We start from the raw sequence: 26,662 nt of genomic DNA, 5'->3' as shown, positions 1-26,662 counted from the left end.
AGAGCGTATAGGCGACCGAGCACAATAAAAAAGGAACAGCAGGGTAGCCAATAGAGCGTATAGGCGACCGAGCGCAATAAAAAAGGAACAGCAGGGTAGCCAATAGGGTTGATAAGCGGGCGAAATCCTCAATAAAGAAGACATTCGGTCGGTTATTGATTTTTATAGAATCCTAAAGACTTTTTTGCAGAATCATAAGACTTATTTCACAATCTGTTTCAATTAGATTTTCTTGTAGAATATTCTCGTAACCAGTCAGGTATTGGCCTGAGGTTAGCTTTACGGCGTTCGCGCTTAATTCTCTCCCTCCCTTCCTTAATCCAAGTCTGTAATTTTTCAGGACAATCATTCTCCTCCGATGTAAATACGGCAATATCCGAAATAGTAGGGGGAAATCGACTAATGCGAATGTGTTTTTTTAGCTTCGCCATCACTTTCTCATAATCCATTTCAGAGCAAATTTTGAACCAATACTGAATCGTCTCGTCCTTGGTAGTACAGTGAGGATAAACAGATTCGATTAATACCAATAATTGAAAAACCTCTTTCTTGGTCATGTATAGCGCTCTCCTCTAGTTCATATTTTATCTCCAATAGCCATCACCCGTTCTGTTATGAAGGCGCGATTTACGCCTGATGCCGGCCGCGCTTCTTCTCTTCCACAAGTATTATCCGAATCTCACCACTCGTAGACCTTTTTTGATAAGTTTGTCGACTGTGCCGTACTCCTAGCAAGGGACTTTTCTCATCTTTCTTTGTTTTTTATAAAAGAAAACAGGCAAAAGGACATGGTCATTGTATTGGTGTTTTATGAAAAAAGTCTTAGCTGGGCAGCAGATGTCGAATTATATTACGGAATTTTCTACATAAAGTTACAATTATATTACATTACCGACAGTTCTATTGTGTTTAGTCCATTTGGAATATAAACTAGTAATATATTACGAGTTTGAATTAATGATAGGTATCAAAGGAGATTTTGCAATGATCAAGAAACTACTAAAATATTCGGTATCAGTTGCCGTTCTCACTTCTATGTTTCAAGTTACGCCTGCATTTGCAGAGCGGCCGGTGACACAAGAACAAATTAATGCAACAGAAGGACAGATCGATGACCTTCAAGGCAAGATTCAACAATTAGATGACCGCATTATCATGTCAATGGAGAAAAGCCAGGCATTAAAAGAAAAGATTAACGAACAACAAGGAAAAATTAAAGAAACAGAAACAGAAATTAAGGAAGCCAAAGAGGCCTTAGAAGTTCACAAACAGATTTATTCAGAGCGCCTAAAAAGCCTTCAGTCAGAAGGGAAAGAGTCACTAGCAACCTATGCGGAACTTTTGATTACTTCTAAAGACTTCTCACAGTTTATGACTCGATTCACCGCGATTTCTGCCATTTTGCAAAATGACTCTGACTTATTAACTGGTTTAAATGAAAAACAACAGGCATTAAATAGTGCAGAGGAAAAGTTACATAACCAATTAGATAAGTTAAAGCAGGACCAGACTGACTTAGCTTCAGAGCAGCAAAGCATTAAGGCTGATAAGGGAGAAATTTCTAGGGCTTTGGCAGCTGCGAAAGACACGTTACAGAACCAAAAAGATCAGTATGCACAACAAGAGGCTGAAAAAGAAGCGGCACGTCAGGCGCGGTTAGCTGAACAGCGTGCACAGGAACAACAGCGTGCACAGGAACAGGCTAGTCAAGAGGCACAGCAGCCTGAGCAGCGTGTAACGCAGCAAGAAGAGCGGCCGCAAGCTCAATCCAATCAGCAGCAAGATCGACCAAAAGCATCTGTAAAAAACGAATCTAAGTCAACATCATCAGATGATGGCGGTGGTTCAACTGCTTCTGCAACGGCAAGTCAGGTCATTGCCAATGCTAAAAAATATTTAGGCGTTCCTTACGTTTGGGGCGGGACTACACCAAGAGGATTTGATTGTTCAGGATTTACGGGATATGTGTTTCGTTCTGTAGGCATTAATCTCCCAAGGGTGTCACGTGACCAGCAAGATTTTGGAACTAGAATTTCCTTGAGTCAAGTACGACCAGGAGATTTAGTATTCAGGGGTAATCCAGCATACCATGTTGGTATTTATATTGGAAATGGACAATATATCCATGCACCGCAAACCGGTGATGTTGTAAAAATTTCTTCTTTTAATCCGTCTAAGTTTACTACTGCTGCTAGAGTATTGCATTAATAGCAGAAATCTTTTGAGATACCTATCTAAATCATAAATTAAAAATAAAGAGCCTTGTTCCGGATTGCGGAATAAGGCTCTTTTTCCTTTTTTAGCCGGTTATTGATTTTTTATGGGAAAGCATGATTTAAAATTTAGCACGTATATGTATTAAGAAAAAAGTTTGCTATATGAAAGGAGATTAAATTTTGAGCAATCATGCAGGTAATCAAAATGGACCTTTCAATATTTATAGTTATTATGTTGGTTATAATCCACCGACAACAGTAAATCCTTATCCCCGATATCCTAAAATCCATAACCGGTCATTCTTAAGTCCCTTTACCTTTGTGGTAGGGGATGTCACCATTAATAGCAATACTTATGTCGGCCCTTTTGTAAGCATACGAGCTGATGAAGGGACGCCATTTTATATTGGAAGCAACAGTAATTTACAGGATGGTGTTATTCTTCATGGCTTAAGAAATAAATATATCCAAAAGAGTAATAAAAGGTATTCCATTTATATAGGCAATAAGGTTTCCTGTGCTCATGGGTCACTGATTCATGGCCCTTGTCGGGTTGATGATGATGTATTTATCGGTTTTAAAGCGATCGTCTATAACGCTGTGATAGGGGAAGGCTGCTTTATTTCATCAAGTGCTGTGGTAACGAATGGAGTCAAATTAAAACCCAATTGCTTTGTTCCTCCTGGAGCCAATATCGATACTCAGGAAAAGGCGAACAGGTTATCACCAATGCCTAAAAATGAAGAGGAGTTTGCCAAAGAGGTTCAGCGGGTTAATCAAGAATTTCCGGCTTCTTATTCCATATATTTTGGGAAGAATAAATGTTCATGCGGCTTTCCTTATTAGGAATGTTTATAAAATAACCTGGAAATAAGTTAATGTTTTCAAATGAGAATGTCTTTATCGTCAAATGGCACCGGTAGATCAGCAAAAGAAGTTTTTCCGAAATGGAAAAAGAATAGATTAGTTGAAACGTGGAGACGGTTCATTTGTTTTATATTTTGTCTATGAAACGCAAGAACCGTCCCTCAGTATCTGCTATTTTCTAATTAGGCTGTACAAAGAGGATCCAACTAAATCGCCAGCTTCTTTTAAACGATCTATACTGATATGCTCAATTTTATCTAGTGGTGTATGGTAATAAGGTTCAAGATTTGCTGTTCCAGGCTCACGGCGGATAAAGTTTACTGCTGGGATACCCGCATCATGGAATGAAACATGATCAGAGGCACCGCGCTGGTAGAGAACCAATTGAGAAGGTGTGCCGATTCGTTCTGCTGTTGCCTTTGCGGTATCCGTCACGATGTTTGCCTTACCATCCACAGTGTTCATATAAATTGCTGTAGCTTTTTCCCAGCCGGTACCAACCATGTCCATGTTAAAATTCGCAATGCTGCGGTTGATTTCGTCTTTACTTAACTGGCTGACATAATATTCTGAACCGACTAAGCCGATTTCTTCTGCCCCGACAAAGACAAAACGTAATTCCTTATCAATTGGGTAGCTCTTTAGAACATTTGCCAATTCTAACGCTACAGAAGTTCCTGAAGCATTATCGCTTGCTCCCGGTGCAAATGGAACGCTGTCGAAATGTGCGGAAACATGTACAATGTCATGTTTCTCACCCTTTTGTGGAGTTCTGGTGGCAATAATGTTTTGTGATTTCGCATTTGCAATCCGGTCTACCTTCAGCGTGACAGTTTTACCTTGAGCTGCCACGTCCTTTAGCAAAGCTTCACCGCTTGTTTTTGTAATTCCACCAACAGGTACCGTGGCATTGCCGCCAATCGAAGGGTTTAATGGACCTGGCTGATTAACATTATCATAGATTAATACTCCGATAGCTCCCGATGCAACGGCATTATCAATTTTTTCCTTAAACGTAATCTCACCTCGTGAAATAAGAGCAATCTTTCCTTTGACATCAGCGGTAAAATCGGCTGTTTTCCCTAACCCAGCATTAAAGAGCTGTGACGTAATTCCATCACTTGAGGTAGATGCTGAACCTGCTGGTATATTAACGAGCACTTCATTGTTGTCACTCGTATGTAAGTGTCCAATCATTTTGTCAGGAATGCTAAATTCCTGAGTCTCAACTTTGTAACCTAATGATAATAGGCGCTGTTTGATGAATTCGGCAGCCTTTTGCTCGCCCTCAGTACCAGTAACACGTGGACCAATCGTTTCCGATAAATAGTGGACATCCTGAAAAATTCGTTCGGCATTCACTCTCGCAATTGTTTTCTGGTCGAATGCCTTCACACTAGGGTTATCGATATTCTGTGCTGCCGCTTGGACCTGAGTAGTCAGATTCACTGGAGTAAAATACAAACCAGAAGTTACCAGCATTGAAGATAATAGTATAGCAGAACGCTTTTTTCCTTTTTTCAAAATAAATCCCTCCTAAAGTTTAAATCCCAAGAATGTATTCGCTTACATTTTTGGAAATCCTTCTCACTTTTTAAAAAATGAACCTTTAGGACTAATAGAATAGTTGCCGTGGATAATATTTTGGTACTTAGGGTTTACTTATTGTAAAAATAGTAAGTTTTACAGAGCCTAAAATAAAAAAACTTGTAGAACCATCATGGTCTACAAGTTTTTTATTTTTTATATACCTGTAATCAACAAAAAGAATCTTTTGAATTTGGATTCTTTAAGCCGAATAAAGGACGGATATATAATGCCAAGAAGGTCCCTAGCATTGCCATAATCATCCAAACCCAGCCGTGAAGACTGAAGGAAGCAATTCCGCCGAAATAGGCGCCAATATTACAGCCGAATGCCAGACGTGAACCGTACCCCATTAAAAGGCCGCCGATAATAGATGCCCCAGCTACTCCAGGCTTAATTTTTTTAGGTTTAAATGTACCTTGGAAGGAGGCTGAAATAAATGCCCCTAAAATAATCCCAAAATTCATGACACTTGTTGAATCCGCTAAAACTGTCTTTTTAAGTGCTTCTCCATTTGCTCCTGAGAAAAATCCCCAGCTAGTGACATCTACACCTGCAGCCATAAGGGTTTTGGCGCCCCAAAGAGCAAAGGCAGAGGTAATTCCCCATGGAGTCCCTCTAACTGTTAGGGTTAAAGCATTTAGCACTGCTAAAACAATAGCAGCTGTAAACAATGGCCAAGAACCACGAAGGACCCTTTTCCAACCCGTTGTGGTAGGGAGAGGCTTCATCATTGGCGGATTTTTCTTTTTCGTAATGATAATGGTAATCCAATAAATCGCTGCAAAAACTACTAATTGCAGGAGCCATGCTCCGAAATAGCCAAGTCCAGTCGATTCTGCCAAAGAGATCGGCGGGAGGCTTGGAGTATCCTCCATCCAGAATGTAAAATGATAAGCACCTAGAGTGGAACCAATAATAAAGAAAGTAAGCGTTAAAATCATTGAGGATGAACCGCCGCCTAAATTATATAAAGTCCCCGACGCACATCCATTACCAAGCTGCATCCCAATTCCGAATAAAAATGCACCAAATATCACACTTACTCCGACAGGTGAAACATATCCCTTAGGTGTAATACCGGTAAAGCTGAACCCCGTACTCAGGATAATAGCAAATAATGTGGTTGCGACGACAAACATCAGCATATGAGCTTGAAGCCCTTGAACATTACCAACAGAAACGAGCCTGCGGAAGGCTGACGTAAATCCAAAACGTGCATAAAGTAAAGTCGCTCCAAGGAATAGACCTATTATAAATAAGCTTCCTTGAATCCAATTTGCCGAATGAACAATCGCTATTAATAAAATTAGTGACAAAAGAATCCCAATAGAAACTAATTTCTTTTGCATGGGACTAAGCTTTGTAATGAAAGTTGTAGACTTATGATTCCATGATTTATGGTTAAAATCTGATGTCGTATCTATTACAGTCTGTGCCAATTTTTCCACCTCATATTCCGATAAGATTAGTGTGATTAATACTTTAATATACTAATATGAATTAAACAAAAAGTAAAGAGGCGATATACAATGGGGTTCCATAACTATCAAAGCACAGTTAACATTTTTTTGCCGGAAAAAATTTTATGGTTTTCTTAAATAAAAATGGTATTTTAGACTATATATAATGATATTTTCATAGTATGTATACAAAATTGTACGTAAAGTAGAGGTAATTGTAATGAGTGAAAAACTGATACTTAATGCCGATATCTGTTATCGGCGCGCTGAGGAGCAGGCCGTGGAGTATTTTCAAATCCTTAAGGTGCTGGTCTCGCAAAAAAACTATATCTCTACCCTTACAAAAGATATACAATCATGGAAACACAACCATATCCGCCATCATTTTTTTTCACTGGGAAAGCAAAAAACGACTTCTCGAGGATATCACCCTTATATTCGCTGGCTGGATTACACAGGAAAACTGGAGTCGTATCTTGATCGAAGCATCTCTTATATTTATATGCGGGACTTAGGCAAAGCACTAGGCTCACCTGACACTCAGTTAAGGGTTTGGCGTACGGTTGACACTCTAAAAAATTATTTGATTGATCGAAATAATAAACATGAAACCTTCAGCATGGCCGGGTTGTACCGCTGGGCACAAAAAGAAGGTATTGAAACGACTATGATTTGGCTGTTAGACAAATTAAAGACGGTAAGCGCAAAAATTCCCGAAGGTATGGATGCAGTGCATGCTCAGCGAAAATTGATTAAAATCATTGCTGGGGTCATCATGCATGTGCTTGAAGAGATGGAGGAGGATGTTTCACCTGAAAAACGAATTCAAAAACTAGATAAAGCGATTAGACTTGGTTATGCCTATGGTTTGACATATCCCTTCATTGATGACCTTCTGGACTCTAATATTTTATCCTCAGCAGAGAAAAGGCGATATTCCGATTTGATTTGTACCACCCTTATCACAGGGACTGTACCGAGATTGGGTAACTGGACTGGAAAAAACTCAAATCTAATACGGTTTATACATTCAGAGCTTACTGAAGCGTTTGATTACATTAAAGCCAATCAGCGGGAAACGAATAGAAAAAACTTTTTCGAGCAGGCCTATGTTTTTTTCCTATCTCAAGAAATCGACAGGATGAAGGATCTTAAGCGTACAGATTACACTAATGAGGAGCTTTATATCCCAATCATTTTAAAATCAGCTTCTTCCAGATTGATTGCCCGTTCTGTTATCAGTGCCCCGGAGGATGAGGGCTTTGACAATCGGACATTCTATTACGGAATCTACAATCAGCTTGCAGATGATTTTGCCGATCTGTTTGATGACATGAAGGATGGGGCGGTAACACCTTATACTTATTATCTGAAATACCATGAAAAACGTAAGGATTTGATCAATCCTTTTGAATTGTACTGGGCGGTCATTGCTAATTTGATTCATAATGTATATCAGTCAGATCCCAAGACCTGTGAAGTCATCCTTGGTCGAGCTATAAATGGGCTAAAAAGGTTTAAAGAACGAGTAGGTACCGAGAAATATAATGAGGTAATGAGTCTATTTGCTCTCGGAAATCCAAAATTTAATCATCTTATTCAGAAAATGGTGCGGAAAGCGGATGATGTTGACTTTTTTGATAAATTACTTCGGGACCATATCATTACGATTCTAAAGGAAGAGCAGAAAGAGCGGGAAGAATTTTTAAATATATTTGAAACTGTACGTAATGAAATTAACGGTATGCTGAAAATCGGCGGGCATAATATATTGCTTGGAGATCCAATTATCGATGCAGCCAATTACAGTCTAGAGGGAAATGGAAAGCGGCTCCGACCCATTATTACTTGGTTCATGGGTGTGAAAGAATATGGATTGAAAAAATCAGCCGTTGGACCGCTTCTTAAATCATTGGAATATATGCATACCGCTTCCTTAATTTTTGATGATCTTCCGTCCCAGGATAATTCGTCAAGCCGCAGGGGGCGGTCAACCTTGCATATGACATATAATATTGCTATTGCAGAATTAACTGGTCTCTTTTTGACCCAAAAGGCAGTTGAAGAACAGACATTTCTTGAGCAATTTAATTCAAAAACGGTGTTAAACTTGGTTCGCTATTCGGCCAAGATGACGGCAGATATGTGCCGAGGCCAGGCGATGGATTTGGAATCAAAAGGGAAATCATTGACGCTGGAGCAGCTGAATGTGTTGAGCTTTTATAAAACGGGGATAGCGTTTGAGGCTTCTCTAGTTATGCCTGCCATGCTTGCGGAGGCAGGTGAGTCCGAAATCGATGCTTTGAAAAAATATGCTAAACATACTGGGGTTGCTTTTCAAATCAAAGATGACCTGCTGGATGTCGAAGGGGATATAGAGTCACTTGGAAAACCCTCTGGTCAGGACGCTGAAAATAACAATTCTACTTTCGTTTCTATACTAGGTCTCGATGGAGCAAGAAAAGAGATGTGGAATCATTACTGTCTGGCTGTAGAGGCGTTGCAGGAAGTCCCCCGCAATATACCCTTTTTAAAGCATTTATTGGATTATATCGTGAACAGGGAGCGTTGATGAAAAAACATGGGAACGGTTTTTCTGCTTCCTAAAGGAAGCAAAAGCACCATACCCATGTTTTACTTTAATTTATTTTCCTATTGCCTTTACAATTTCAACAGCAAATTCTGCACCATATTGGCCTGCAGTTTCTAAATCCTCAATTTTATCACCTGAAACTTCTGAGTTTGAAACGGTTCTAATCGATAAATAAGGGATATTAAAAGCTTTAGCTACTTGAGCAACCGATGCTGCTTCCATCTCTTCTACACTTGTTCCGGCTTTCTCGTGAAACCATTGAATTCGATCCACTTCTCGGTTCCAAAAGTCTGCACTGCCGACTTTTCCTTCAACCACTTTTCCATGTGAATATTTATTAGCAACGCTAAGAGCAGCTTTTACTAATTCAGGATCGCTCTTAAAAGATTCATATTCCACCTTTTTACCATTTTCTCTTATGCTTGTAGCCATGAACTTCCATGTTTCTGGCTTCATTCCCTCGCCATCATCTAAATGTTCAGACCTCATGCTGCCAATATTCATGACCTCGGTGCCAATTACTGTATCAAATACATGAATATTCGGGTCATGTCCTCCTGCAGTTCCTTGATTAATAATGACCTTTGGATGGTATTTATCAATAAGTAATGTTGTTGAGGCAGCAGCATTTACCATTCCAATCTCAGTTCTTGATACAACTACTGGGATTTTGTCAATTTTTCCAGTATAAAAGGTGTAATTTCCAATTTGTTCTTCTTTATAATTCCTCATTGCCTTTAGGAGAGCTGAAATTTCAATGTCCATTGCTCCTTGAATAGCAATCGGCTGTTCTGTTTTCTTTTGTTCGTGTCCGGCTTTTTTGTTCTCATTTTTTATCGATGAAAAACCAGCAAGCAATAATGCACTAATCAGCATTACAGCAAAAAACGAGATTGTCATCCTTTTGTTCATAATTTTTTAATTCCTCCTTAACGTAAAACGAACATTAATGGTTTAATATAACAACAATGTTCGTATATTGTTATATTCTACAATAACGAATGATGGCGTTCAAGATAAAATGAATAGGGATTTTGTCCTGTTTTTAGTTTTAACAAAGTAATAAAAATCATAATGAAAAGTAAAAAATAAAGGTCTTTTTACTTTCTTAAAGTAAAAGACCTCTAATATGGCGGCGATTTTTCATGGTATTTGCCTTATGAAACAGAAGAACCTCCTCCTTGTATTATCGCTTAGTAAAGTTTTCGTGGAGATGGCGAGAGAGCAGGATTTGGAGGTAGTCGTCTGGGTTATTGAGCTTTAGTTTTAGTAGTTCTTCTATTTTTTTAATTCGGTGATAGAGCGTGTTTTTATGAATGTGAAGTGTTTCTGCTGTTTCTGAGATCGATTGATTTAGTTTGATATAGGTGAACAGTGTTTTTTCTAATTCGTTATTTTGTGCTTTTTCAGTTCGCAATGGTCCTAAAATATCTTCGATAAATCGTTCTATTTCAGGAGATGGCAGGGTCATGAATAAGCGGTTAATTCCCATCTTTTTGTAATTCATGATGCCCGTTTTTTGACGATTGATAGAAAATGATAGTGACTTCGCTGCTTCATCAAAGCATTTTGACACAAATTCAATCCCCTGATAGGTGGTACTTAAGCCGGCCTGCATGGTGATTTCCTCTTGATTTCCCCACCTGAATAAAAGCGAGTCAAGGGCTTCTGTCATGTAGTCAATTTCTTTCGGGTCCTTTGCTGAAAATAGGACCGTTATTTTATTATGAAAGCCAAAGATCAGTGTGCCTTGTTCCGGCAGCCGCCGCTTCATTCTTGAAATGAAACGATGAATAACCGCTTCAAGTATTTGTAAATCTGAATAGGAGATGATTTCAATTAGTAATACAGCAAAGTATGAATTTGTTTGAATGCCTAAAGATTCACCCATTTCCGCCAATAAATAATCATCCTTGCATTTCACCAGGTCATTAAAAGCCTCATGTGTCTTTTTATAGTATACTTCAGCCTGTGTTTTCTGCTTTGTCAACTCAAGTGCCAAAATCGAACTTGCTTGTTCAATTGTCATTTTATCCTGTGAGGCTATCGGCGTGACTAGCGGAATAATGATACAGCCTAGAGAAACGCGGTCTGAAAGAATAGGGTAAATATAGTAGCTGATCTCCCGCTGCTCATAAATTTCTATAAAAAACGGTCTGTTTTTTGTTCTTAGAATGGCGGAAAACTCTTCGTTACTTAAGTAGGGATAGCTAATGGTTGTTTTTGGATAAAGTTGGGAATCAAGATTATCATAAAAGAAAATCTCTCTATTCATTATTCGGTTTAATTCTGGAATAATTGATTCAATGCTTTTATTTTGTAATGAAATCCTCGTAAGAGTTTCATGGATTTTTGCCCTTTTGATAAGAATATTATTTTTTTCCTCAAGTGTTTTGGTTAATTTAATAATTTCCGCTAATTGTTCATTTTTTTCTTTAAATAGCCTGGCATTGTGTATCGCAATCGCTGCCTGCGCTGCAAAGCCCTCTAACAATTGTAAATCGTCTTCCGTTAAATTCCCTTTCGCGTCATACTGTTGTACGGTCATGACACCAATAGTATTGTCCTTTACAATTAGCGGTACGCTAATCAGTGCTTTTAATTTTAAATGGTTGCTGGCATCTTCAATATAGTCTAAATTTTGTTTAGAGATTGTTGCCATCCCCTCATAAATTTCCGAACGTGAATAATAAATAACAGGTTTGCTAGTGATGAATACTTTTCCGGTAATTGATTCGCCTATTTTTATTTTGATTTCTTGAAGTTTTTCATTAAATCCTATGGCTGATTTAACGAATAGCTCTTTTGTTTCTTCATTATACAGTTGTACGTAGCCGGCATCCGCAGCTGAGATAACGTTAATGGCATGGGTAACGATATGATCTAACACTTCGTTTATTTCTAACGAAGATGTTATAGAACGAATGCTTTCAATTATACTAGTAAGCTGATGACTTTTTTTCACAATAACACCTCCATATTATTATTATACAAAAACCGTTCTTTTATTGTGTGTTCGAACAACGGAGATAGGTTTTTGTTGTGTAGTTAAACATTGAAATAATTTTCAGATATTTTATAATCTTTATTATACAAAAATAAATCTGTCTAAAATTGTCGAAAGTATGGGAGATGGCTAATATGAATAAACTTTATGAACTTTTAGATAAAGCATACGAAGAAATGGTAAGTGTACGTCGTTATTTGCATCAATATCCTGAATTGGGCTTTCAAGAGGAAAATACACCAAAATATATTGCGGAGTACCATAAGAAGCTTGGTCATGAAGTGCGGACTGGCGTAGGCGGCCGCGGTGTTGTTGCAACTTTACGCGGTGGTATGCCTGGACAGACGGTTGCGCTTAGGGCAGACTTCGATGCACTGCCGATTCAAGAAGAAACAGACGTTCCTTATAAATCTAGGGTTGATGGTCTTATGCACGCTTGTGGTCACGATAGTCATACAGCAACCTTGTTAGTACTAGCAAAAGTATTAAACAGTATGAAAGATGAAATTGAAGGAAACGTTGTGTTCATTCATCAGCACGCAGAAGAGGTTTTACCTGGCGGGGCGATTGCCATGATTGAGGATGGCTGCCTGGATGGTGTCGATGTCATCTTTGGACAGCACATCTGGTCACTTTTACCGGTTGGATCAATTGAATATCGTACAGGGCCTGTTATGGCTGCAGCCGACTTTTTTAAAGTCGAAATCCAAGGCCACGGTGGACATGGATCACAGCCTCATCGGACAAAAGATAGTGTCGTAATTGGCGCCCAGCTGGTCAATAATTTGCAGCAAATCGTTTCCCGCCGGGTCGATCCGCTTGATTCAGCTGTTCTTTCCATTGGTTCTTTCGAAGCAAAAAATGCACCAAATGTCATTGCCGATACAGCAAAGATTGCGGGCACAGTGAGAACTTTTAAAGAAAGCACTCGTGAGCATGTGGAAAAAGAAATTGAACGGATTATTAAAGGGACTTGTATCGCTGGGGATGTCGACTATACCTTTGAGTATCAAAAAGGGTATCCTGCAGTTGTCAATCCGAAAGAGGAAATGGAGTTTGTAGTAGATATCGCAAGAACAGTTCCAGGTGTAACAGATGTTGTGGAATGTGAACCGCATATGGGCGGAGAAGATTTTGCTTACTATTTAGAGCATGTAAAAGGAGCCTTCTTCTTTACCGGAGCACAAAATCCAGAGGTGCATGCAGTATTTCCACATCACCATCCTAAATTCAATATTGATGAAAAAGGTATGCTGATTGCAGCGAAAACATTAGGAGCAGCAACATTAACTTATCTACAAAATAGTAAGTAAAAATTTAATGGGAAGAAGGTTGATTCTACATAAATAGAGTAGACTCAGCCATTTAACCGAATTGTAATTTCTGAATATTCAATTAAATATTAAGGGTTTAGATACTTGTTTAATGAAAGGAAGTCATGCTATGTCGCAAATGTTAGCATTGGTAATTGTTTTAATGATTTTATTTATTGGTGATTTTGTTTCTGTTCGTACAAAAGCCTGGGTACCATCTGTATTTATATGTGCAGTCTTGTTCCTGCTGGGCTATTGGACTTTCTTTCCCAAAGAAATCGTCGCCGTTGCAGGTGTACCGCCGGTTGTAGCAACTATGGTCATCTATTTAATTATTACAAACATGGGAACATTACTCTCACTTAAAGAATTGAAAGCACAATGGAAGACAATTATCATATCACTTGCAGGAATCGTAGGGATTATTGCGATCCTTTTTGGGATTGGAATGTTCATTTTCGATTTCCGAACAGTTATAGTTGCCATTCCTCCGTTAGTTGGCGGATTAGTATCTGCTGTGATCATGTCTGAGGGTGCGAAGGAAGCTGGTTTAGTCAGTTTATCGGTTTTCGCCATCGTGATTTATGTGATGCAAGGCTTTGCGGGGTACCCATTAACATCTATTGTTTTGAAAAAAGAAGGGAAAAGACTTCTTGGACAGATTCGTAATGGAAATCTTGCTGTCAAAGGAGAAGAAGCAGGAGCATCTGCACAAGCTGAGCTAAAGCTTTTCAAAAAGCTCCCTGACAAGTACAATACGGATTTTTTCAAGTTTTTACGGCTTGCTGTAGTAGGGTTCGCAGCATACCTAGTATCTACTGCACTAGCTCCAATTATCTCAATTAGTCCATTTGTTCTTTGTTTGTTATTCGGTGTAATTGCTAGAAGCATCGGATTTTTAGAAAAACAGCCGCTTCAAAAAGCAAATGGCTTTGGGATCGGCATTATGATTCTTATGCTCTTTGTGTTTGATGGATTAAAACATGCGACACCAGATATGATGCTGGAAATTTTATATCCACTAATCGTATGTATTGTTCTGGCCGTTATCGGTATGTATATTTTCTCTTTCATCATAGGAAAGGTTTTAAAAGTCAGCAAAGAAATGGCATTTGCTGTTGCACTTACTGCATTATATGGATTTCCAGCAGATTATATCATCACTACTGAAGTAATTAAATCCTTAACAGCTAACGAAAACGAACGAGAAATACTAACCAGCCATATGCTGCCACCAATGCTCGTCGGAGGATTCATCTCCGTCACAATGGTCTCAGTCGTCTTGGCAGGCATTTTCGTAGGATTTTTATAAAATAGATGAAACATGGGATCGGTTCTCATGTTTCATTTTTTTAAATAATAGAGTAATAGCTTTAATGTATTACAAATATTAGTATAATTAGTAATTAACTCCTAGTTGATATAGTAGTTTCTACCCTTATTGGAAAATTTCAAATAGTATAATATTGATAGGAATACAATAACTAGGAGTGATTTAATTGAAGAAACCGTTTTTATCCATCGCCCTAGCATCAACATTGGCATTTGGTGCAATAGGTACTCAGGCAGTTTTCGCCCAAGAGACGGGGACTGTCCACGAACAGCCTTTAAAGGTATTTGATCACAAGGTGATTAAGCATATTAATGCCGAAAACATTTACAATAATATTGCTTATCTATCCAAAACACCTAGGGTAGCAGGTACTGAGGCAGAAGATAATGCGGTGAAGTATATTAAAGAACAGTTCGAATCATATGGCTATGAGGTTGAAATCCAACCGTTCCAATATTTTGGATACACACCTCCGCATACCATTCAATTATCCGTTGAAGGTTATGATGGGGAACTTAAACCCGCTTCGTTTACATACACTGTAAGCGGAAATGTCGCCGGCGACTTGGTTTATGCGGGACTTGGGAAGAAAGAAGAACTGGAAAACATGGACCTAAAAGGTAAAATCGCTCTCATTAAAAGAGGAGATATCAGTTTTGCCGATAAAGTACTAAATGCAGCGGAAAAGGGGGCTGCAGGGGTTATTATTTTTAACAATACAAGCGGTCCCGTAAATGGAACACTTGGTGGTGCAAATGATCAATATGTTCCAGCTGTCGCAATTACTCAGGCTGAAGGAGAGGTATTACTGGAAAAATTAAACAGCGGCTCTAAATTAACTGCCTCAGTAAAAATTGAAGGAGCAAGAACAGGGGAAAGCACTTCCCATAATGTAATTGCTACGAAAAAACCTACCAATAACCAAAAGGATACAAATAAAGTGATTGTCGTTGGTGCTCATCATGATTCTGTTGCCGGAGCGCCAGGGGCAAATGATGATGCCTCCGGAACAGCGACAACTTTAGAGCTTGCCCGCGTATTAAAAAATGTTCCAACTGATACCGAAATTCGCTTTGTCACATTTGGTGCGGAGGAGCTGGGGTTAATTGGTTCAACCTACTATGTTAACAATCTATCAGATGAGGAAAAGGATCGTGTAATAGCAAACTTTAATCTTGATATGGTTGGAAGCCGGGACGCTGGAGAGCTTGTATTACTTACCCTTGACGGTAAACCAAACCTAGTAACTGAGCTGGCTCAAGCTTCAAGTGAGAGACTGAACGGTGCACCGACACCATATGGACAAGGCGGGCGCAGCGACCATGTCCCATTTGCCGAGGCGGGAATCCCGGCAGCATTATTTATCCATAGCCCATCCGAGCCTTGGTACCATACGCCAGAGGATTCTATTGATAAAATCAGCAAGGAAAAACTTCAGGATGTAGCTGAAATTGTAGGCACTGCAGTTTATGACCTTGCCCGTTTTGATAGCATGGGACCAAAGCCGAAAAAAGGACCAAAAGTAAAAGCTGATGCTGATATGTACTTTGAGCAGGCAATAAGATAATTATAGAAAGCCAGTTTGCCACTTTGATGAGGCGGACTGGCTTATTTTATTTTGCGTTGTTCCAATTAGTTCCCAAAAATGTAGATAAGATAGGTTGTTTTGTAGAAAAGGGGGGAATTTCGTAAAATAACTTTATTTTTGTAAAAAAGAACTATAAATTCCTAAGAAATAACCTAATAGCTGTAATTAGTGGTTTTGGAAGTAAGCCCTGAAAAAGTGATGGCGGGCACGGTCTAGGCCTATCAATAGCCAAATGGATTGTCGACACACATCTTGGGACAATTGAAGTAAAGAGTGAACTAGAAAATGGGAGTGGATTTTTGGTAAGATTGCCTAAGAGGTGCTTGGCACCCAATTGAACATGAGACAGAAGAACCATACCCATGTTTCATAAGGAAGTGAACGGAATGAAACCAGCTATACAATTTAACAGTGTAAATTACTCAATTGATGGTCACCCGATTTTGAGGAATATTTCGGGAGCTTTTTATGATGGGGAGATTACGACTTTGGTGGGGCCTTCCGGGGCTGGGAAGACCACACTTCTTAAGCTATGCAATGGGCTGTTGTCGCCAAAGGATGGAGACATTACCATTGGTAATCTAAACATAAATGATTATGACCCGGTGGAATTGCGGAGGACGGTTGGAATGGCGCTTCAAAGTGCGCCGATGATTGATGGAAGTGTCCATAAAAATTTGGCACTGCCTCTGGAATTACAAGGAAAACGGCTTCCAGATATCCAGGCCAGAGATTTGTTAAATGACGTAGGCTTGTCAGAGGATTTTCTTCAAAGAACCAGTAAAGAATTATCCGGCGGGCAGCGTCAAAAAGTATCAATAGCCCGCACTTTGGTGAATCGTCCGCAAATATTATTGCTGGATGAAATCACTTCATCCCTCGACCAAGTTTCGCAAAAGGAAATTGAGGAGCTGATTGTCAAAATCAACCGGAAGTACGGCGTGACTATTGTTTGGATAACACATAACTTAAAACAGGCTTTAAATGTTGGAGCATACACATGGGTGATGATGGCAGGGGAGATCGTTGAAACGGGTGAAAGTGAATTATTAGAATCGCCAAGTAATGAACGAGTAAGACAGTTTGTAAAGGGGGAATTGGGATGGGGATCATTGCATTAATTTTTTCATTAATTTTCGTTCTCATTCCCATCGTATTATCGAAAACCTTGAACCTTGGACTGGAAAAAGATACGATGATTGCAGTCATCCGTTCGATCATCCAATTGTTTATTGTAGGCTATATTCTTAAATTTGTGTTCGATGCCGAAAGCATTATTTATATTTTCTTAATGGTTGCCGTTATGATTATTGCCGCGACTTTAAATGCCCGTAAAAAAGGAGCAGCGATTAAAGGGATTACCTGGAAAATTGCGGTTACGTTAATTTTTATCGAAGTTTTAACTCAAAGTATTTTACTCGGGTTTAATATTACACCCCATACCGCCCAATATATCATTCCAATCAGCGGAATGATGGTTGGTAATGGTATGGTGCTGGCCATCCTGTTTCTTAATCGGTTTATCGCTGAGACTGAGGCCCATCAAGACAAGGCGGAGCTGATACTATCTCTTGGAGGAACGCCTAAACAGGCCGTACACATTCAATTGATGACCTCAATCAAAGCTAGTATGATTCCGACTATTGAGAGTCAAAAAACGATTGGACTTGTCCAGCTTCCCGGGATGATGAGCGGGCAAATTATTGCTGGTGCGAGCCCTGTTCAGGCGGTCCAATTTCAGCTGCTCGTGCTGTTTTTGCTTTTAACAACGGCATCCATCACAAGCGTCATGCTTGGATTTTTATCATACCCAACGCTATTTAACAAACGGATGCAGTTAGCAAGAAGTAAGTAAAGAACCAATCAAAAAGGAGCTTCAGGGCTCCTGTTTTATTATTAGATTATTTTTTTCTCCTGACAGAATACAAAATAAATAATAGAACAAACCATACTGGTGTTAAAAATAAAGCTGTCCGGGTCTCATCGGCAATTGCCATGATAATTAAAATAAAGATGAAAAATGCCAAGACGAGATAATTGATAAATGGTGCTAACGGTGCTTTAAAGATTGATTTTTTTCGTAAATCCGGTCGCTTTTTGAGATAGCAGATATGTGAGATTAAGATGATGCTCCAAACCCAAATAAAGCATATCGCGCTAATGGTTGTCACAATGCCAAATGCCTGGTCGGGAATGAGTTTGCTTAAAAGGGCGCCAAGCGAAAGGACAACCGTTGATAAAAGCAAGGCGTTACTTGGAACACGATTCTTGTTTAATTTCGCAAGCTTAGGCGGAGCCTCTTGGTGGCGGCTTAAATTATAAAGAATTCTGCTTGTTGAAAACAGGCCGCTATTGCACGCCGAGGCGGCTGATGTTAATACAACAAAATTAATAATTCCCGCTGCAACTGGAATTCCAACTAAACTGAAAGTAGTGACAAATGGGCTGCTGGAAGCATTCAAGTGATTCCATGGGTTAATGCTTAAGATGACCAAAAGGGCACCGACATAGAAAAATAAAATCCTTAATGGAATCTTATTAATGGCGGAAGGAATATTTTTTTGCGGATTGGCTGTTTCGGCTGCTGATACACCGACCAGCTCAACCCCTACAAAAGCAAATACGACCATTTGGAATGAAAGTAAGAAACCTGTGCCCCCGTGTGGAAACAATCCGCCGTACTGCCATAAATTTTTTACTGAAACCGTTCCTGTATGTGTTTGAAAACCGATTATCATTAGCACAATTCCGACAATGATGAGTGCAAGTATTGTAATCACTTTAATTAAGGCAAACCAAAACTCTAATTCTCCAAAAAGTTTAACTGTCAGCAAGTTAAGCCCCAATAATAGAATTAAACAAATGGCAGCAGGTATCCATTGGGGTATATTGAACCAATATTGCACATAGACACCAACCGCTATAATATCAGCCATCGCTGTCATGATCCAGCAAAACCAATAGGTCCACCCGGTTACATAACCTGCCCATGGGCCGATATAATCAGCGGCGAAGTCGGTAAAGGATTGATATCCGGCATTAGATAGCAGCATTTCCCCCAATGCCCTCATGACAAAGAATAAGGCAATCCCTACTGCTAGATAGGCAAGAATGATGGACGGTCCGGCTAATTGAATGGCTTTGCCGGCACCAAGAAATAAACCTGTTCCAATCGTCCCGCCGATAGCTATGAGCTGGACGTGGCGATTCTTAAGATCTCGTTTTAATTCTTGTTGTTGTGTCACGTGAAATTCCCCCAGATGATAGTCTTGTAGAACGCAAAAAAAAGAGATTGGATTTCTCCAATCTCTTAAAAATAAAAATGACAAATAGAAAAGTAGGTGTTAATACTTTTCTGTCCTTTTGCCTGAGATTGTGAACCCTTCGGCGCCGCAATCAAAGTTGCGGTCTCTCCAGAAACTGCTCCTGTTATAGTGTGACCCATAACATTCATCGCTTGAGATATTATAAATATTGTCGAAATATGTCTTATATAAAAATAGTAACACATTCAATGGAATTGGTAAATAACCTGAAAAGTGCCTCTAAGGACAAGGTAGAGTGATGAATGATCCCTTCAGGCTTCAAGTAATGTGATAAGAACAAAGAATAGGGAGCACAGGGTTTCCTTTACTTTTTGCCAGTTTTTTTCGTTGGACGAAATAAATAGAAAAGAGTATAGTAGACTCCATGAATTTGGTGAAATGAGAGAAAATTATTTTTTTCATCACAGGAGTGACATTCATGGATAGATTATTACAATTAAATACGATATTTATCAGCATTGTGATAGAAGCTATCCCTTTTATAATAATTGGAGCTTTTGTCTCTGCACTGATTGAAGTATTTGTCTCTGAAAATACGATTATTCGAATGATGCCTAAAAATAGGTTTTTGTCTGTTATAACAGCTAGTTTAATAGGTGTATTGTTCCCAGGCTGTGAATGCGGGATTGTTCCGATAGCTGCACGTTTGATAAAAAAAGGTGTAGCTCCATATGCAGCGATTTCCTTTATGCTCGCAGCACCTATAATTAATCCAATTGTTCTATTTGCGACCTATGTCGCTTTTGGTGACAGTTGGACAATGGTTTGGCAGCGAGCAGGATTGGCTTTGGTGGTTTCTATTTTAGTCGGCTTTGTATTATCTTTTGTTATCAAAGAAAACCCGTTGAAAGAGAATGGTGATGTGCACGTACACGATCACTCTAATCAAAACACCAAACAAAAATTAATAAGTGTTGTAACTCATACGATTGATGAGTTTCTAAGTGTCGGAAAGTTTCTTGTCATGGGTGGATTGATTGCCTCCGCTATGCAGGTGTATGTACCTACGAAAATTTTGCTTACCTTGGGTCATACAAAGGTAACGGCGACTCTAGTCATGATGGCCTTAGCATTTATTTTATCGATTTGTTCCGAAGCAGATGCTTTTGTTGCTTCATCATTTAGGAATAGTTTCGCTAATTATCAAAGCTCAATTGTTGCTTTCCTAGTTTTCGGGGCTATGGTAGATATTAAGAATGTTTTGATGATGACTGGATATTTCAATAAACGACTAATTGTTATCTTAGTTTCTTTAATTACAGTATTTGTATTTATTGGCTCACTTCTTTTTTAAGGGATGGTTGATCATGTATAGAGTTGTTATTTTACTACTTTTTACTAATCTTTTTTTTATGTTGCACTCTACTGGAAACATAGCAAAATACATTAATTTAAAATATTCTTTCCTATCGTACAGCATGATCTACGTCCTTTTGTTTTTAACGATTGCTGAAGGGATAAGATGGTATTTTTCCGATAAAAGGAAAGAACAGGAGAATGAATGTCTCGATTGCGAGCACGGTCATGTCCATGTTAACGAACACCATCATCACCACGACGAAAAAACATTATCGAAGGGAAAGAAAATAAAAAAATTCTTAGCTTACACGTTAGTGTTAATCCCTGCCGTTTCAGGTGTTGTTTTACCTGTGGCGACGCTTAATTCAAAACTAGTGGATGCGAAAGGATTTTCATTTCCAGCGTTAGAGGATTCATCCGACAAATATGGAATGCATCAGGTACTTAATCCAGATATGAGCCAATTTATGGGGAAGGATGCCTTCTTGGATTTAGTTAGCAAAGAATCGAAATCTTACGTAGGGAAAAACGAGTTTACATTAAGGGATGAAGATTACTTAGTGGGTCTTGAAGTACTTTATAATTATATGGGTAAGTTTGCGGGGAAAACACTAACCATGAAGGGGTTTACCTATAATGGTCCCAATTTAAAAAGCAACCAGATATTTTTACTGCGTTTTGGAATTATCCACTGTGTGGCAGACTCAGGGGCTTTCGGAATGATGCTAGAGTTCCCTAAAGACATCCATATTCCAAATGACCAGTGGTATGAAGTAACGGGAAAAGTAGATATGGTATACTATCCGCCAATGAAGGCGAAAATTCCTGTTATTAAAGTAACAAGTTATAAGACGATAGCCAAGCCAAACGATCCATATGTGTATCGAAATAGTTTAAACTAAAAAATACAGGGCCATTTTTTAAGATTCCTCAAAGGAGATTAAAAACTGGCCCTTCTTTATTTTATAAATGTATGGGGCCTTCTGGACCCACTGGAAATCCTACTAGGTACCAGATGATAACTAGTATAATCCAGAAGATGCCAAAGAATAGTGTGTATGGGAATAAGGCTGATATTAGTGTCCCTAAGCCAATTTTGCTATCATATTTTTTAGCGAATGATAATAACAATACAAGGTATGGAAGCATTGGTGTAATTGGATTTGTAATTGAATCACCGACACGGTAGATTGCTTGGATAAACGCAGGGTGATAATCCAAGTACATAAACATCGGCACGAAAATTGGAGCTAGAATTGCCCATTTTGCTGATGCGCTGCCAATTAACAAGTTAACACAGGCAACAAAGATAATAAAACAAACAATTAAAGGAATGCCAGTAAATCCGATTGCTTTTAGAAATTCCGCTCCTTTAATCGCAATAATCGGACCTAAGTTGGTTGCACCGAAAAAAGCAAGCAGCTGAGCAGCGGCAAATACTAGAACGATATATGGTCCCATCGTGCTCATTGATTTCCCAAGCATTTCTCCAAAATCCTTCGATGTCTTTATCGATTTGGAGCCAATTCCGTAGAAAAGACCAGGTATAAAGAAAAGAATCGTGATGAGCGGCACAATGCCATTAATGAACGGTGAATCTTCAATAATTGATCCTGTCTTAGGATTACGTAACAACCCGTTTTCAGGAATAAGCATAGATAATAAAGCCAGCACAAAAATCAATGTAGCAATACCCGCCCACTTCAATCCACGGTGCTCCTCAGGTGTTACTCCCTCCATTTTTTCAATTTCACCTGTATACGTACCAAAGCGGGGAATCGTAAATTTGTGGGTAACCCATAAGGAAACAAATAACAATATAATCGTTGAAACCACAATAAAATAATAGTTCATAGCAGGGTTGGCGGTATAGTCTGGATTGACGGTTTGTGCAGCTGGTCCTGTAAAACCGGCAACAAGTGTATCTGACATACCAATAATTAAATTCGCAGCAAAGGCTCCTAAATCTGAAGCATAGGCAACGACTAACCCTACAAGCGGGTGGTAACCAAATGCCATGACGATCGTTGCCGCAAGCGGTGGCAATACGATTGGACCGGCATCACCAGCAGCATTGGCCACAATCGCAATTAAAATAATACTAGGAATAATGATTTTTTTAGGAGTGGCAATGACAGCCCGCTTCATAATGGAGGTAAAAAATCCACTTTGTTCAGCAAGCCCAACTCCAATCATCATGACCAATACCATGCCAAGCGGGGCAAATGAACTAAAATTGGTCACCATTTTTGTGAGGATTTCGACTACCCCTTCACGATCCAATAGATTATTAATGACTACTTTTTCACCAGTAACCGGGTGAACTGCTGATACATTAAAAAGAGAAGCAATATAGGCAATTAACAACGTAATACCGCAAAGAATAAAAAACAATACGATTGGATCTGGTAATTTGTTACCGGCATATTCAATCGAATCCAGCATTCGGTCAAAAAATGACTTTTTCTGTTTGGGTGTGTTTTCAGCTAATGATGTTTGTTGAGCCATGAGAGCCTCCTTCTATGATTTGTTTGTAAGCGTTAAAGCAGTAAGGACATGGAACTTCAATCCGTCTTTCATCGATGCTTCATCGACATCAAATTTCGGATGATGGTGAGGATACACAATACCTTTTTCTTCATTTCCGGCGCCAATAAATACAAAGCAGCCTGGTTTTGTGTTACTGTAAGCCGAGAAATCCTCACCTCCAAGCATCGGATCAATCCATTGAAGCTTTCGGTCAGGGAAGTATTCTTCAATCATACTTACAATTTCATCCGTCAATTCGTCGTTATTAATCACTGAGTCATAACCATAGGTGTATTCCACTTTTACTTCGGCCCCGTGTGCTTTCGCAATTCCTTCGGCAACCTCGCTAATCCGATTTTTAATTAATTCACGAGTTTCTTTATCAAGAGTTCTAACAGATCCGCCAATTTCAACGGTATCAGGTATGACATTCACTGCATCGCCGCCGTGGAATCTCGTAACAGAAATGACCGCGGAGTTTAAAGGACGGACAGATCGTGAAACGATATGATGAAGGCCAGTAACAATTTGTGCTCCGGCTGCTAATGGGTCGATGGACAGCTCAGGTGTTGAGGCATGACCGCCTTTTCCTTGGACAATAATAGTGAAAATATCACTCGCTGAAGAAATAGCCCCTTTGCGGATGTTAATTGTTCCATATGGATAAGTACTCATTAAATGGATTCCGGCTACTTGGTGTACACCATTGAGGACTCCTGCAGTCACCAATTCCTGTGCACCGCCTGGAGGTAACTCTTCAGCGTGTTGAAAAATAAACACGACCTCACCGCTCAAAGAGGATTTAAATTCTTTTAATATTTTTGCTGCACCTAATAGCATTGCTGTATGTCCGTCATGTCCGCATGCGTGCATGACGCCATCCATTTCAGATGCAAACGGCAGCGCTGTTTCCTCCTTAATCGGAAGTGCGTCCATATCGGCACGAAGCGCAATGACTTTACCTGGCTTTTCTCCTTTTAATCGTGCTACTACGCTTGTTTTTGTTGGTCTAGAAAGCTCCAATCCACCAAACCCTTCAAGGATGTCATAAACAAATTGAGCTGTATTATATTCTTGAAAAGATAGCTCCGGGTGCTGATGTAAGTAACGGCGCCACTTTGTTACATCTTGGAATACCTCTTCTATTCGCTGCCCGAGATCACTAGTCATCATTTTCGGTCCACTCCTCTTAATCTATTAATTTGATAATGCTTTACTACGTTAATAAACTATATAGAGTTTATATAATTTTTTCAATAGGGTTTCAATTTTGATTTCTCGATAAATTATATTAATAAAATAAATATAAATGATAAAACAAATATTTTTTATTAGTTAAACTGTAAAAACATTAAATTTTTAGTTAATAGAAAAAGTTTCAGAATAACTTTTTTTGAATATATTTCTTTATTGATTATATTTTGGTTAAAATAATTCTGAATATTAGATATTGACGAAAAATAATTCCAGCACATATAATTTAGGACATAACCATAAATGAACCGTAAGTTCGAAATATTTTGGAGGGGATTATCGTGGAACAATTGTATCGTTACTTAGAAGAAGGTTTTCAGGAAATGGTTGAAATTAGACGCCATCTACATCAGTATCCTGAATTATCCTTTGAAGAAGTAGAGACGCCAAAATTGATTGCTGATTATCATGAAAAATTAGGGCATGAAGTCCGCACGGATGTGGGGGGACGGGGTGTTGTTGCCACTTTAAGGGGAGGAAAACCAGGGCCGACTGTTGCCTTAAGAGCAGACTTTGACGCTCTGCCAATTCAAGAGGAAAATGATTTTTCTTACAAATCAAAGGTTGATGGAGTGATGCATGCCTGTGGACACGATGGCCATACTGCGGCATTGCTTGGTCTTGCCAAAGCACTTAACCGGATGAAAGATGAGATGGAAGGAAATATAGTCTTTATTCATCAGCATGCAGAAGAAATTCCTCCAGGAGGAGCGATTGCGATGATTAAAGACGGCTGCCTTGACGGGGTTGATGTTATATTTGGAACTCACCTTTGGGCTACTTGTCCGCTTGGAGAAATTGGCTACCGCACAGGGGCATTTATGGCCGCACCCGACCGTTTTGATATTAAAATTCAAGGGTATGGCGGACACGGTTCCCAGCCGGAATTAACAAAGGACAGTATTGCGATCGCCGGCCAGCTGATTGTCAATATGCAGCAAATCGTCAGCAGGAGAGTAAGTGCACTTGATTCGGCCGTTGTATCCATTTGTTCCATTGAGGCCAAAAATCCTTATAACATTATTGCCGATTCTGTTAACCTAACAGGTACTGTCCGAACCTTTAAGGAAGAAATCCGAAATCAAATTGAAAAGGAAATCGAGCGTGTAGTTAAGGGAACATGTATGGCGGCAGATGCTGATTACGACTATCAATTTACAAGAGGGTATCCGGCGACCGTTAACCATAAAGAAGAAACGGAATTTATTGCTGAGATTGCTGAATCAGCTCCGACTGTTACATCAGTTAAGGAATATGAACCACAAATGGGCGGCGAAGATTTTGCCTACTACCTGCAGCAGGTCAAAGGTGCATTCTTCTTTACGGGAGCAGGAATCCCCGGCCGTGAGAGTTATCCGCATCACCATCCGAAATTTGATATAGACGAAAGAGCTTTATTAACGGCTGCGCAGGTGCTGGGAACGGCGGCATTGGAATACTTGAAGAAAAAGTAACGCGTCATCAAGAGGAGTGAACATAGATGAATTTATGGAAAGACTGGCGGTTGCATGTGGTAGTCTTAGGGATTGTAATCGTTACAGAACTAATTGGAACTCATAAAGTGTCTATCGGCAGCGGTGTCATTTTGTTATTGCCAATGCTATATGCCATTATCATTGGTCTTGGAGTATTTTTTACCCCTGTTGTTAAAGAAAAACAATCAAAAAATGCGGAAACGCTTGTCTTTCTGGCAGTCAGCTTATTAATGGCCAAATTTGGCGTAACAATAGGGCCGGCTGTTAACACGATTTTAGAGGTTGGTCCGGCATTGATATTACAGGAACTTGGGCATCTAGCCACACTATTAATAGCCTTGCCAGTAGCTGTATTACTAGGTTTAAAGCGGGAGAGTATTGGTATGACACATTCCATTGGAAGAGAACCGAATGTAGCCTTAATTATGGACAAGTACGGACTAAATTCGCCTGAGGGTCGAGGTGTTATGTCTATTTATATCTTTGGTACGATTTTTGGAGCCGTGTTTTTAGGGCTGATTTCCGGGATCTTGGCGACGATTACACCGCTTCATCCATTAGCGTTTGCGATGGCTTCAGGCGTAGGGAGCGGCAGTATGATGGCTGCAGCCAGCGGTTCGTTAGTTTCGGCTTTTCCGAACTTAGAAAAAGACATTGTTGCACTTGCCGGTGCCAGTAATCTTATTTCTACAGCTACCGGCTTATATGTAAGTATTTTTATCGCACTGCCGTTAACGGAAAAATTTTATGCATTTCTGACAAAATTTCGAGATAAAAAGACTGCTTCAAAGGTCAAGGTGGAGGGCTGATAC

Annotated in this window: 20 protein-coding genes, 1 pseudogene and 1 riboswitch; of the genes and pseudogenes, 13 read left to right on the top strand and 8 right to left on the bottom strand. The window is 39.4% G+C overall.

All coding sequences use genetic code 11. The features are described 5' to 3' along the window. Nucleotides 1-218: 218 nt before the first annotated feature. The gene (locus tag IE222_RS18760; RefSeq protein WP_191275470.1) at nt 219-557 is read right to left on the bottom strand and encodes a replicative helicase loader/inhibitor; all 339 of its coding nucleotides are present in this window, start codon (nt 555-557) and stop codon (nt 219-221) included. Nucleotides 558-984: 427 nt separating this feature from the next. Between IE222_RS18760 and IE222_RS18755 the strand changes: the two genes are divergently transcribed. Next, entirely contained in the window at nt 985-2,208 is a 1,224-nt protein-coding gene (locus IE222_RS18755) for a C40 family peptidase (RefSeq protein ID WP_223282806.1), read from the top strand. A gap of 188 nt (nt 2,209-2,396) precedes the next feature. Then, complete coding sequence (locus tag IE222_RS18750; RefSeq protein WP_223282805.1) at nt 2,397-3,062, top strand: LbetaH domain-containing protein; 666 nt, start codon at nt 2,397-2,399, stop codon at nt 3,060-3,062. A gap of 192 nt (nt 3,063-3,254) precedes the next feature. Here IE222_RS18750 and IE222_RS26735 read toward each other — a convergent pair whose 3' ends face one another. Both IE222_RS26735 and IE222_RS18740 read right to left on the bottom strand, forming a co-directional pair. Next, entirely contained in the window at nt 3,255-4,607 is a 1,353-nt protein-coding gene (locus IE222_RS26735) for a DUF4910 domain-containing protein (RefSeq protein WP_275671476.1), read from the bottom strand. Nucleotides 4,608-4,840: 233 nt separating this feature from the next. Beyond that, nucleotides 4,841-6,040, bottom strand: coding sequence for a YeeE/YedE family protein (locus tag IE222_RS18740; protein WP_370465067.1), 1,200 nt, complete (start codon nt 6,038-6,040; stop codon nt 4,841-4,843). A gap of 313 nt (nt 6,041-6,353) precedes the next feature. Here IE222_RS18740 and IE222_RS18735 point away from each other — a divergent pair, with 313 nt between their 5' ends. After that, nucleotides 6,354-8,705, top strand: a complete 2,352-nt coding sequence (locus tag IE222_RS18735) for a polyprenyl synthetase family protein (RefSeq protein WP_191275468.1) — start codon at nt 6,354-6,356, stop codon at nt 8,703-8,705. A 72-nt stretch (nt 8,706-8,777) separates the two neighbouring features. On the opposite strand, the gene IE222_RS18730 is transcribed toward IE222_RS18735, so the two are convergent. Together IE222_RS18730 and IE222_RS18725 are read right to left on the bottom strand one after the other, a co-directional pair. Next, complete coding sequence (locus tag IE222_RS18730) at nt 8,778-9,638, bottom strand: 5'-methylthioadenosine/S-adenosylhomocysteine nucleosidase (RefSeq protein ID WP_223282804.1); 861 nt, start codon at nt 9,636-9,638, stop codon at nt 8,778-8,780. Between the two features lie 274 nt (nt 9,639-9,912). Then, the gene (locus IE222_RS18725; protein ID WP_191275466.1) at nt 9,913-11,691 is read right to left on the bottom strand and encodes a helix-turn-helix domain-containing protein; all 1,779 of its coding nucleotides are present in this window, start codon (nt 11,689-11,691) and stop codon (nt 9,913-9,915) included. Nucleotides 11,692-11,867: 176 nt separating this feature from the next. On the opposite strand from IE222_RS18725, the gene IE222_RS18720 reads away from it, so the two are divergent. From IE222_RS18720 to IE222_RS18695, 6 genes and pseudogenes are all read left to right on the top strand, one after another. Next, entirely contained in the window at nt 11,868-13,046 is a 1,179-nt protein-coding gene (locus IE222_RS18720) for a M20 family metallopeptidase (protein WP_191275464.1), read from the top strand. A 130-nt stretch (nt 13,047-13,176) separates the two neighbouring features. Then, nucleotides 13,177-14,358 carry a hypothetical protein gene (locus IE222_RS18715; RefSeq protein WP_191275462.1) on the top strand — a complete coding sequence of 394 codons (1,182 nt, stop codon included), beginning with the start codon at nt 13,177-13,179 and terminating at the stop codon, nt 14,356-14,358. Nucleotides 14,359-14,545: 187 nt separating this feature from the next. After that, complete coding sequence (locus IE222_RS18710) at nt 14,546-15,946, top strand: M28 family peptidase (protein ID WP_191275460.1); 1,401 nt, start codon at nt 14,546-14,548, stop codon at nt 15,944-15,946. 212 nt (nt 15,947-16,158) lie between these two features. After that, nucleotides 16,159-16,305, top strand: a pseudogene (locus tag IE222_RS18705) (ATP-binding protein); the annotation flags it as partial. A gap of 48 nt (nt 16,306-16,353) precedes the next feature. Then, on the top strand, nt 16,354-17,088 hold the full coding sequence (locus IE222_RS18700) for an ABC transporter ATP-binding protein (RefSeq protein ID WP_223282803.1): 735 nt from the start codon (nt 16,354-16,356) through the stop codon (nt 17,086-17,088). Then, entirely contained in the window at nt 17,070-17,822 is a 753-nt protein-coding gene (locus IE222_RS18695; protein ID WP_191275457.1) for an ABC transporter permease, read from the top strand. The genes IE222_RS18700 and IE222_RS18695 overlap by 19 nt, the downstream gene beginning before the upstream one ends. A gap of 46 nt (nt 17,823-17,868) precedes the next feature. Here the strand turns inward: IE222_RS18695 and IE222_RS18690 are convergent, their stop codons facing one another. Continuing rightward, on the bottom strand, nt 17,869-19,212 hold the full coding sequence (locus IE222_RS18690; protein WP_191275455.1) for an amino acid permease: 1,344 nt from the start codon (nt 19,210-19,212) through the stop codon (nt 17,869-17,871). Nucleotides 19,213-19,312: 100 nt separating this feature from the next. Then, a riboswitch (glycine riboswitch) is annotated at nt 19,313-19,394 on the bottom strand. Nucleotides 19,395-19,711: 317 nt separating this feature from the next. Between IE222_RS18690 and IE222_RS18685 the strand changes: the two genes are divergently transcribed. Continuing rightward, nucleotides 19,712-20,587, top strand: coding sequence for a permease (locus IE222_RS18685; protein ID WP_066393821.1), 876 nt, complete (start codon nt 19,712-19,714; stop codon nt 20,585-20,587). 13 nt (nt 20,588-20,600) lie between these two features. Then, complete coding sequence (locus IE222_RS18680; RefSeq protein ID WP_191275453.1) at nt 20,601-21,494, top strand: TIGR03943 family putative permease subunit; 894 nt, start codon at nt 20,601-20,603, stop codon at nt 21,492-21,494. Between the two features lie 61 nt (nt 21,495-21,555). Here IE222_RS18680 and IE222_RS18675 read toward each other — a convergent pair whose 3' ends face one another. Both IE222_RS18675 and IE222_RS18670 read right to left on the bottom strand, forming a co-directional pair. Next, nucleotides 21,556-23,100 carry an AbgT family transporter gene (locus IE222_RS18675; RefSeq protein ID WP_191275451.1) on the bottom strand — a complete coding sequence of 515 codons (1,545 nt, stop codon included), beginning with the start codon at nt 23,098-23,100 and terminating at the stop codon, nt 21,556-21,558. A 12-nt stretch (nt 23,101-23,112) separates the two neighbouring features. Then, a complete protein-coding gene (locus IE222_RS18670; RefSeq protein ID WP_370465066.1) occupies nt 23,113-24,294 on the bottom strand; it encodes an amidohydrolase in 1,182 nt (393 codons plus the stop codon). Between the two features lie 362 nt (nt 24,295-24,656). Between IE222_RS18670 and IE222_RS18665 the strand changes: the two genes are divergently transcribed. Together IE222_RS18665 and IE222_RS18660 are read left to right on the top strand one after the other, a co-directional pair. After that, a complete protein-coding gene (locus IE222_RS18665) occupies nt 24,657-25,829 on the top strand; it encodes an amidohydrolase (RefSeq protein ID WP_275671475.1) in 1,173 nt (390 codons plus the stop codon). A gap of 26 nt (nt 25,830-25,855) precedes the next feature. Beyond that, complete coding sequence (locus tag IE222_RS18660) at nt 25,856-26,659, top strand: DUF3100 domain-containing protein (RefSeq protein ID WP_191275450.1); 804 nt, start codon at nt 25,856-25,858, stop codon at nt 26,657-26,659. Nucleotides 26,660-26,662: the final 3 nt, after the last annotated feature.

Origin of the sequence: Neobacillus kokaensis (assembly GCF_014656545.1) — a bacterium.
Taxonomy (GTDB): domain Bacteria; phylum Bacillota; class Bacilli; order Bacillales; family Cytobacillaceae; genus Neobacillus; species Neobacillus kokaensis.
Note: the sequence above shows the minus strand (reverse complement) of the source record. Positions and strands in the feature narration are given on the sequence as shown.

Excerpts from the sequence above, each read along its gene's own strand:
- IE222_RS18735 (WP_191275468.1), top strand. The coding sequence starts at position 6,354 with ATGAGTGAAAAACTGATACTTAATGCCGATATCTGTTATCGGCGCGCT.
- IE222_RS18660 (WP_191275450.1), top strand. The coding sequence starts at position 25,856 with ATGAATTTATGGAAAGACTGGCGGTTGCATGTGGTAGTCTTAGGGATT.
- IE222_RS18695 (WP_191275457.1), top strand. The coding sequence starts at position 17,070 with ATGGGGATCATTGCATTAATTTTTTCATTAATTTTCGTTCTCATTCCC.
- IE222_RS18700 (WP_223282803.1), top strand. The coding sequence starts at position 16,354 with ATGAAACCAGCTATACAATTTAACAGTGTAAATTACTCAATTGATGGT.
- IE222_RS18670 (WP_370465066.1), bottom strand. The coding sequence starts at position 24,294 with ATGATGACTAGTGATCTCGGGCAGCGAATAGAAGAGGTATTCCAAGAT.
- IE222_RS18675 (WP_191275451.1), bottom strand. The coding sequence starts at position 23,100 with ATGGCTCAACAAACATCATTAGCTGAAAACACACCCAAACAGAAAAAG.
- IE222_RS18720 (WP_191275464.1), top strand. The coding sequence starts at position 11,868 with ATGAATAAACTTTATGAACTTTTAGATAAAGCATACGAAGAAATGGTA.
- IE222_RS18680 (WP_191275453.1), top strand. The coding sequence starts at position 20,601 with ATGTATAGAGTTGTTATTTTACTACTTTTTACTAATCTTTTTTTTATG.
- IE222_RS18685 (WP_066393821.1), top strand. The coding sequence starts at position 19,712 with ATGGATAGATTATTACAATTAAATACGATATTTATCAGCATTGTGATA.
- IE222_RS18760 (WP_191275470.1), bottom strand. The coding sequence starts at position 557 with ATGACCAAGAAAGAGGTTTTTCAATTATTGGTATTAATCGAATCTGTT.
- IE222_RS18730 (WP_223282804.1), bottom strand. The coding sequence starts at position 9,638 with ATGAACAAAAGGATGACAATCTCGTTTTTTGCTGTAATGCTGATTAGT.
- IE222_RS18755 (WP_223282806.1), top strand. The coding sequence starts at position 985 with ATGATCAAGAAACTACTAAAATATTCGGTATCAGTTGCCGTTCTCACT.
- IE222_RS18715 (WP_191275462.1), top strand. The coding sequence starts at position 13,177 with ATGTCGCAAATGTTAGCATTGGTAATTGTTTTAATGATTTTATTTATT.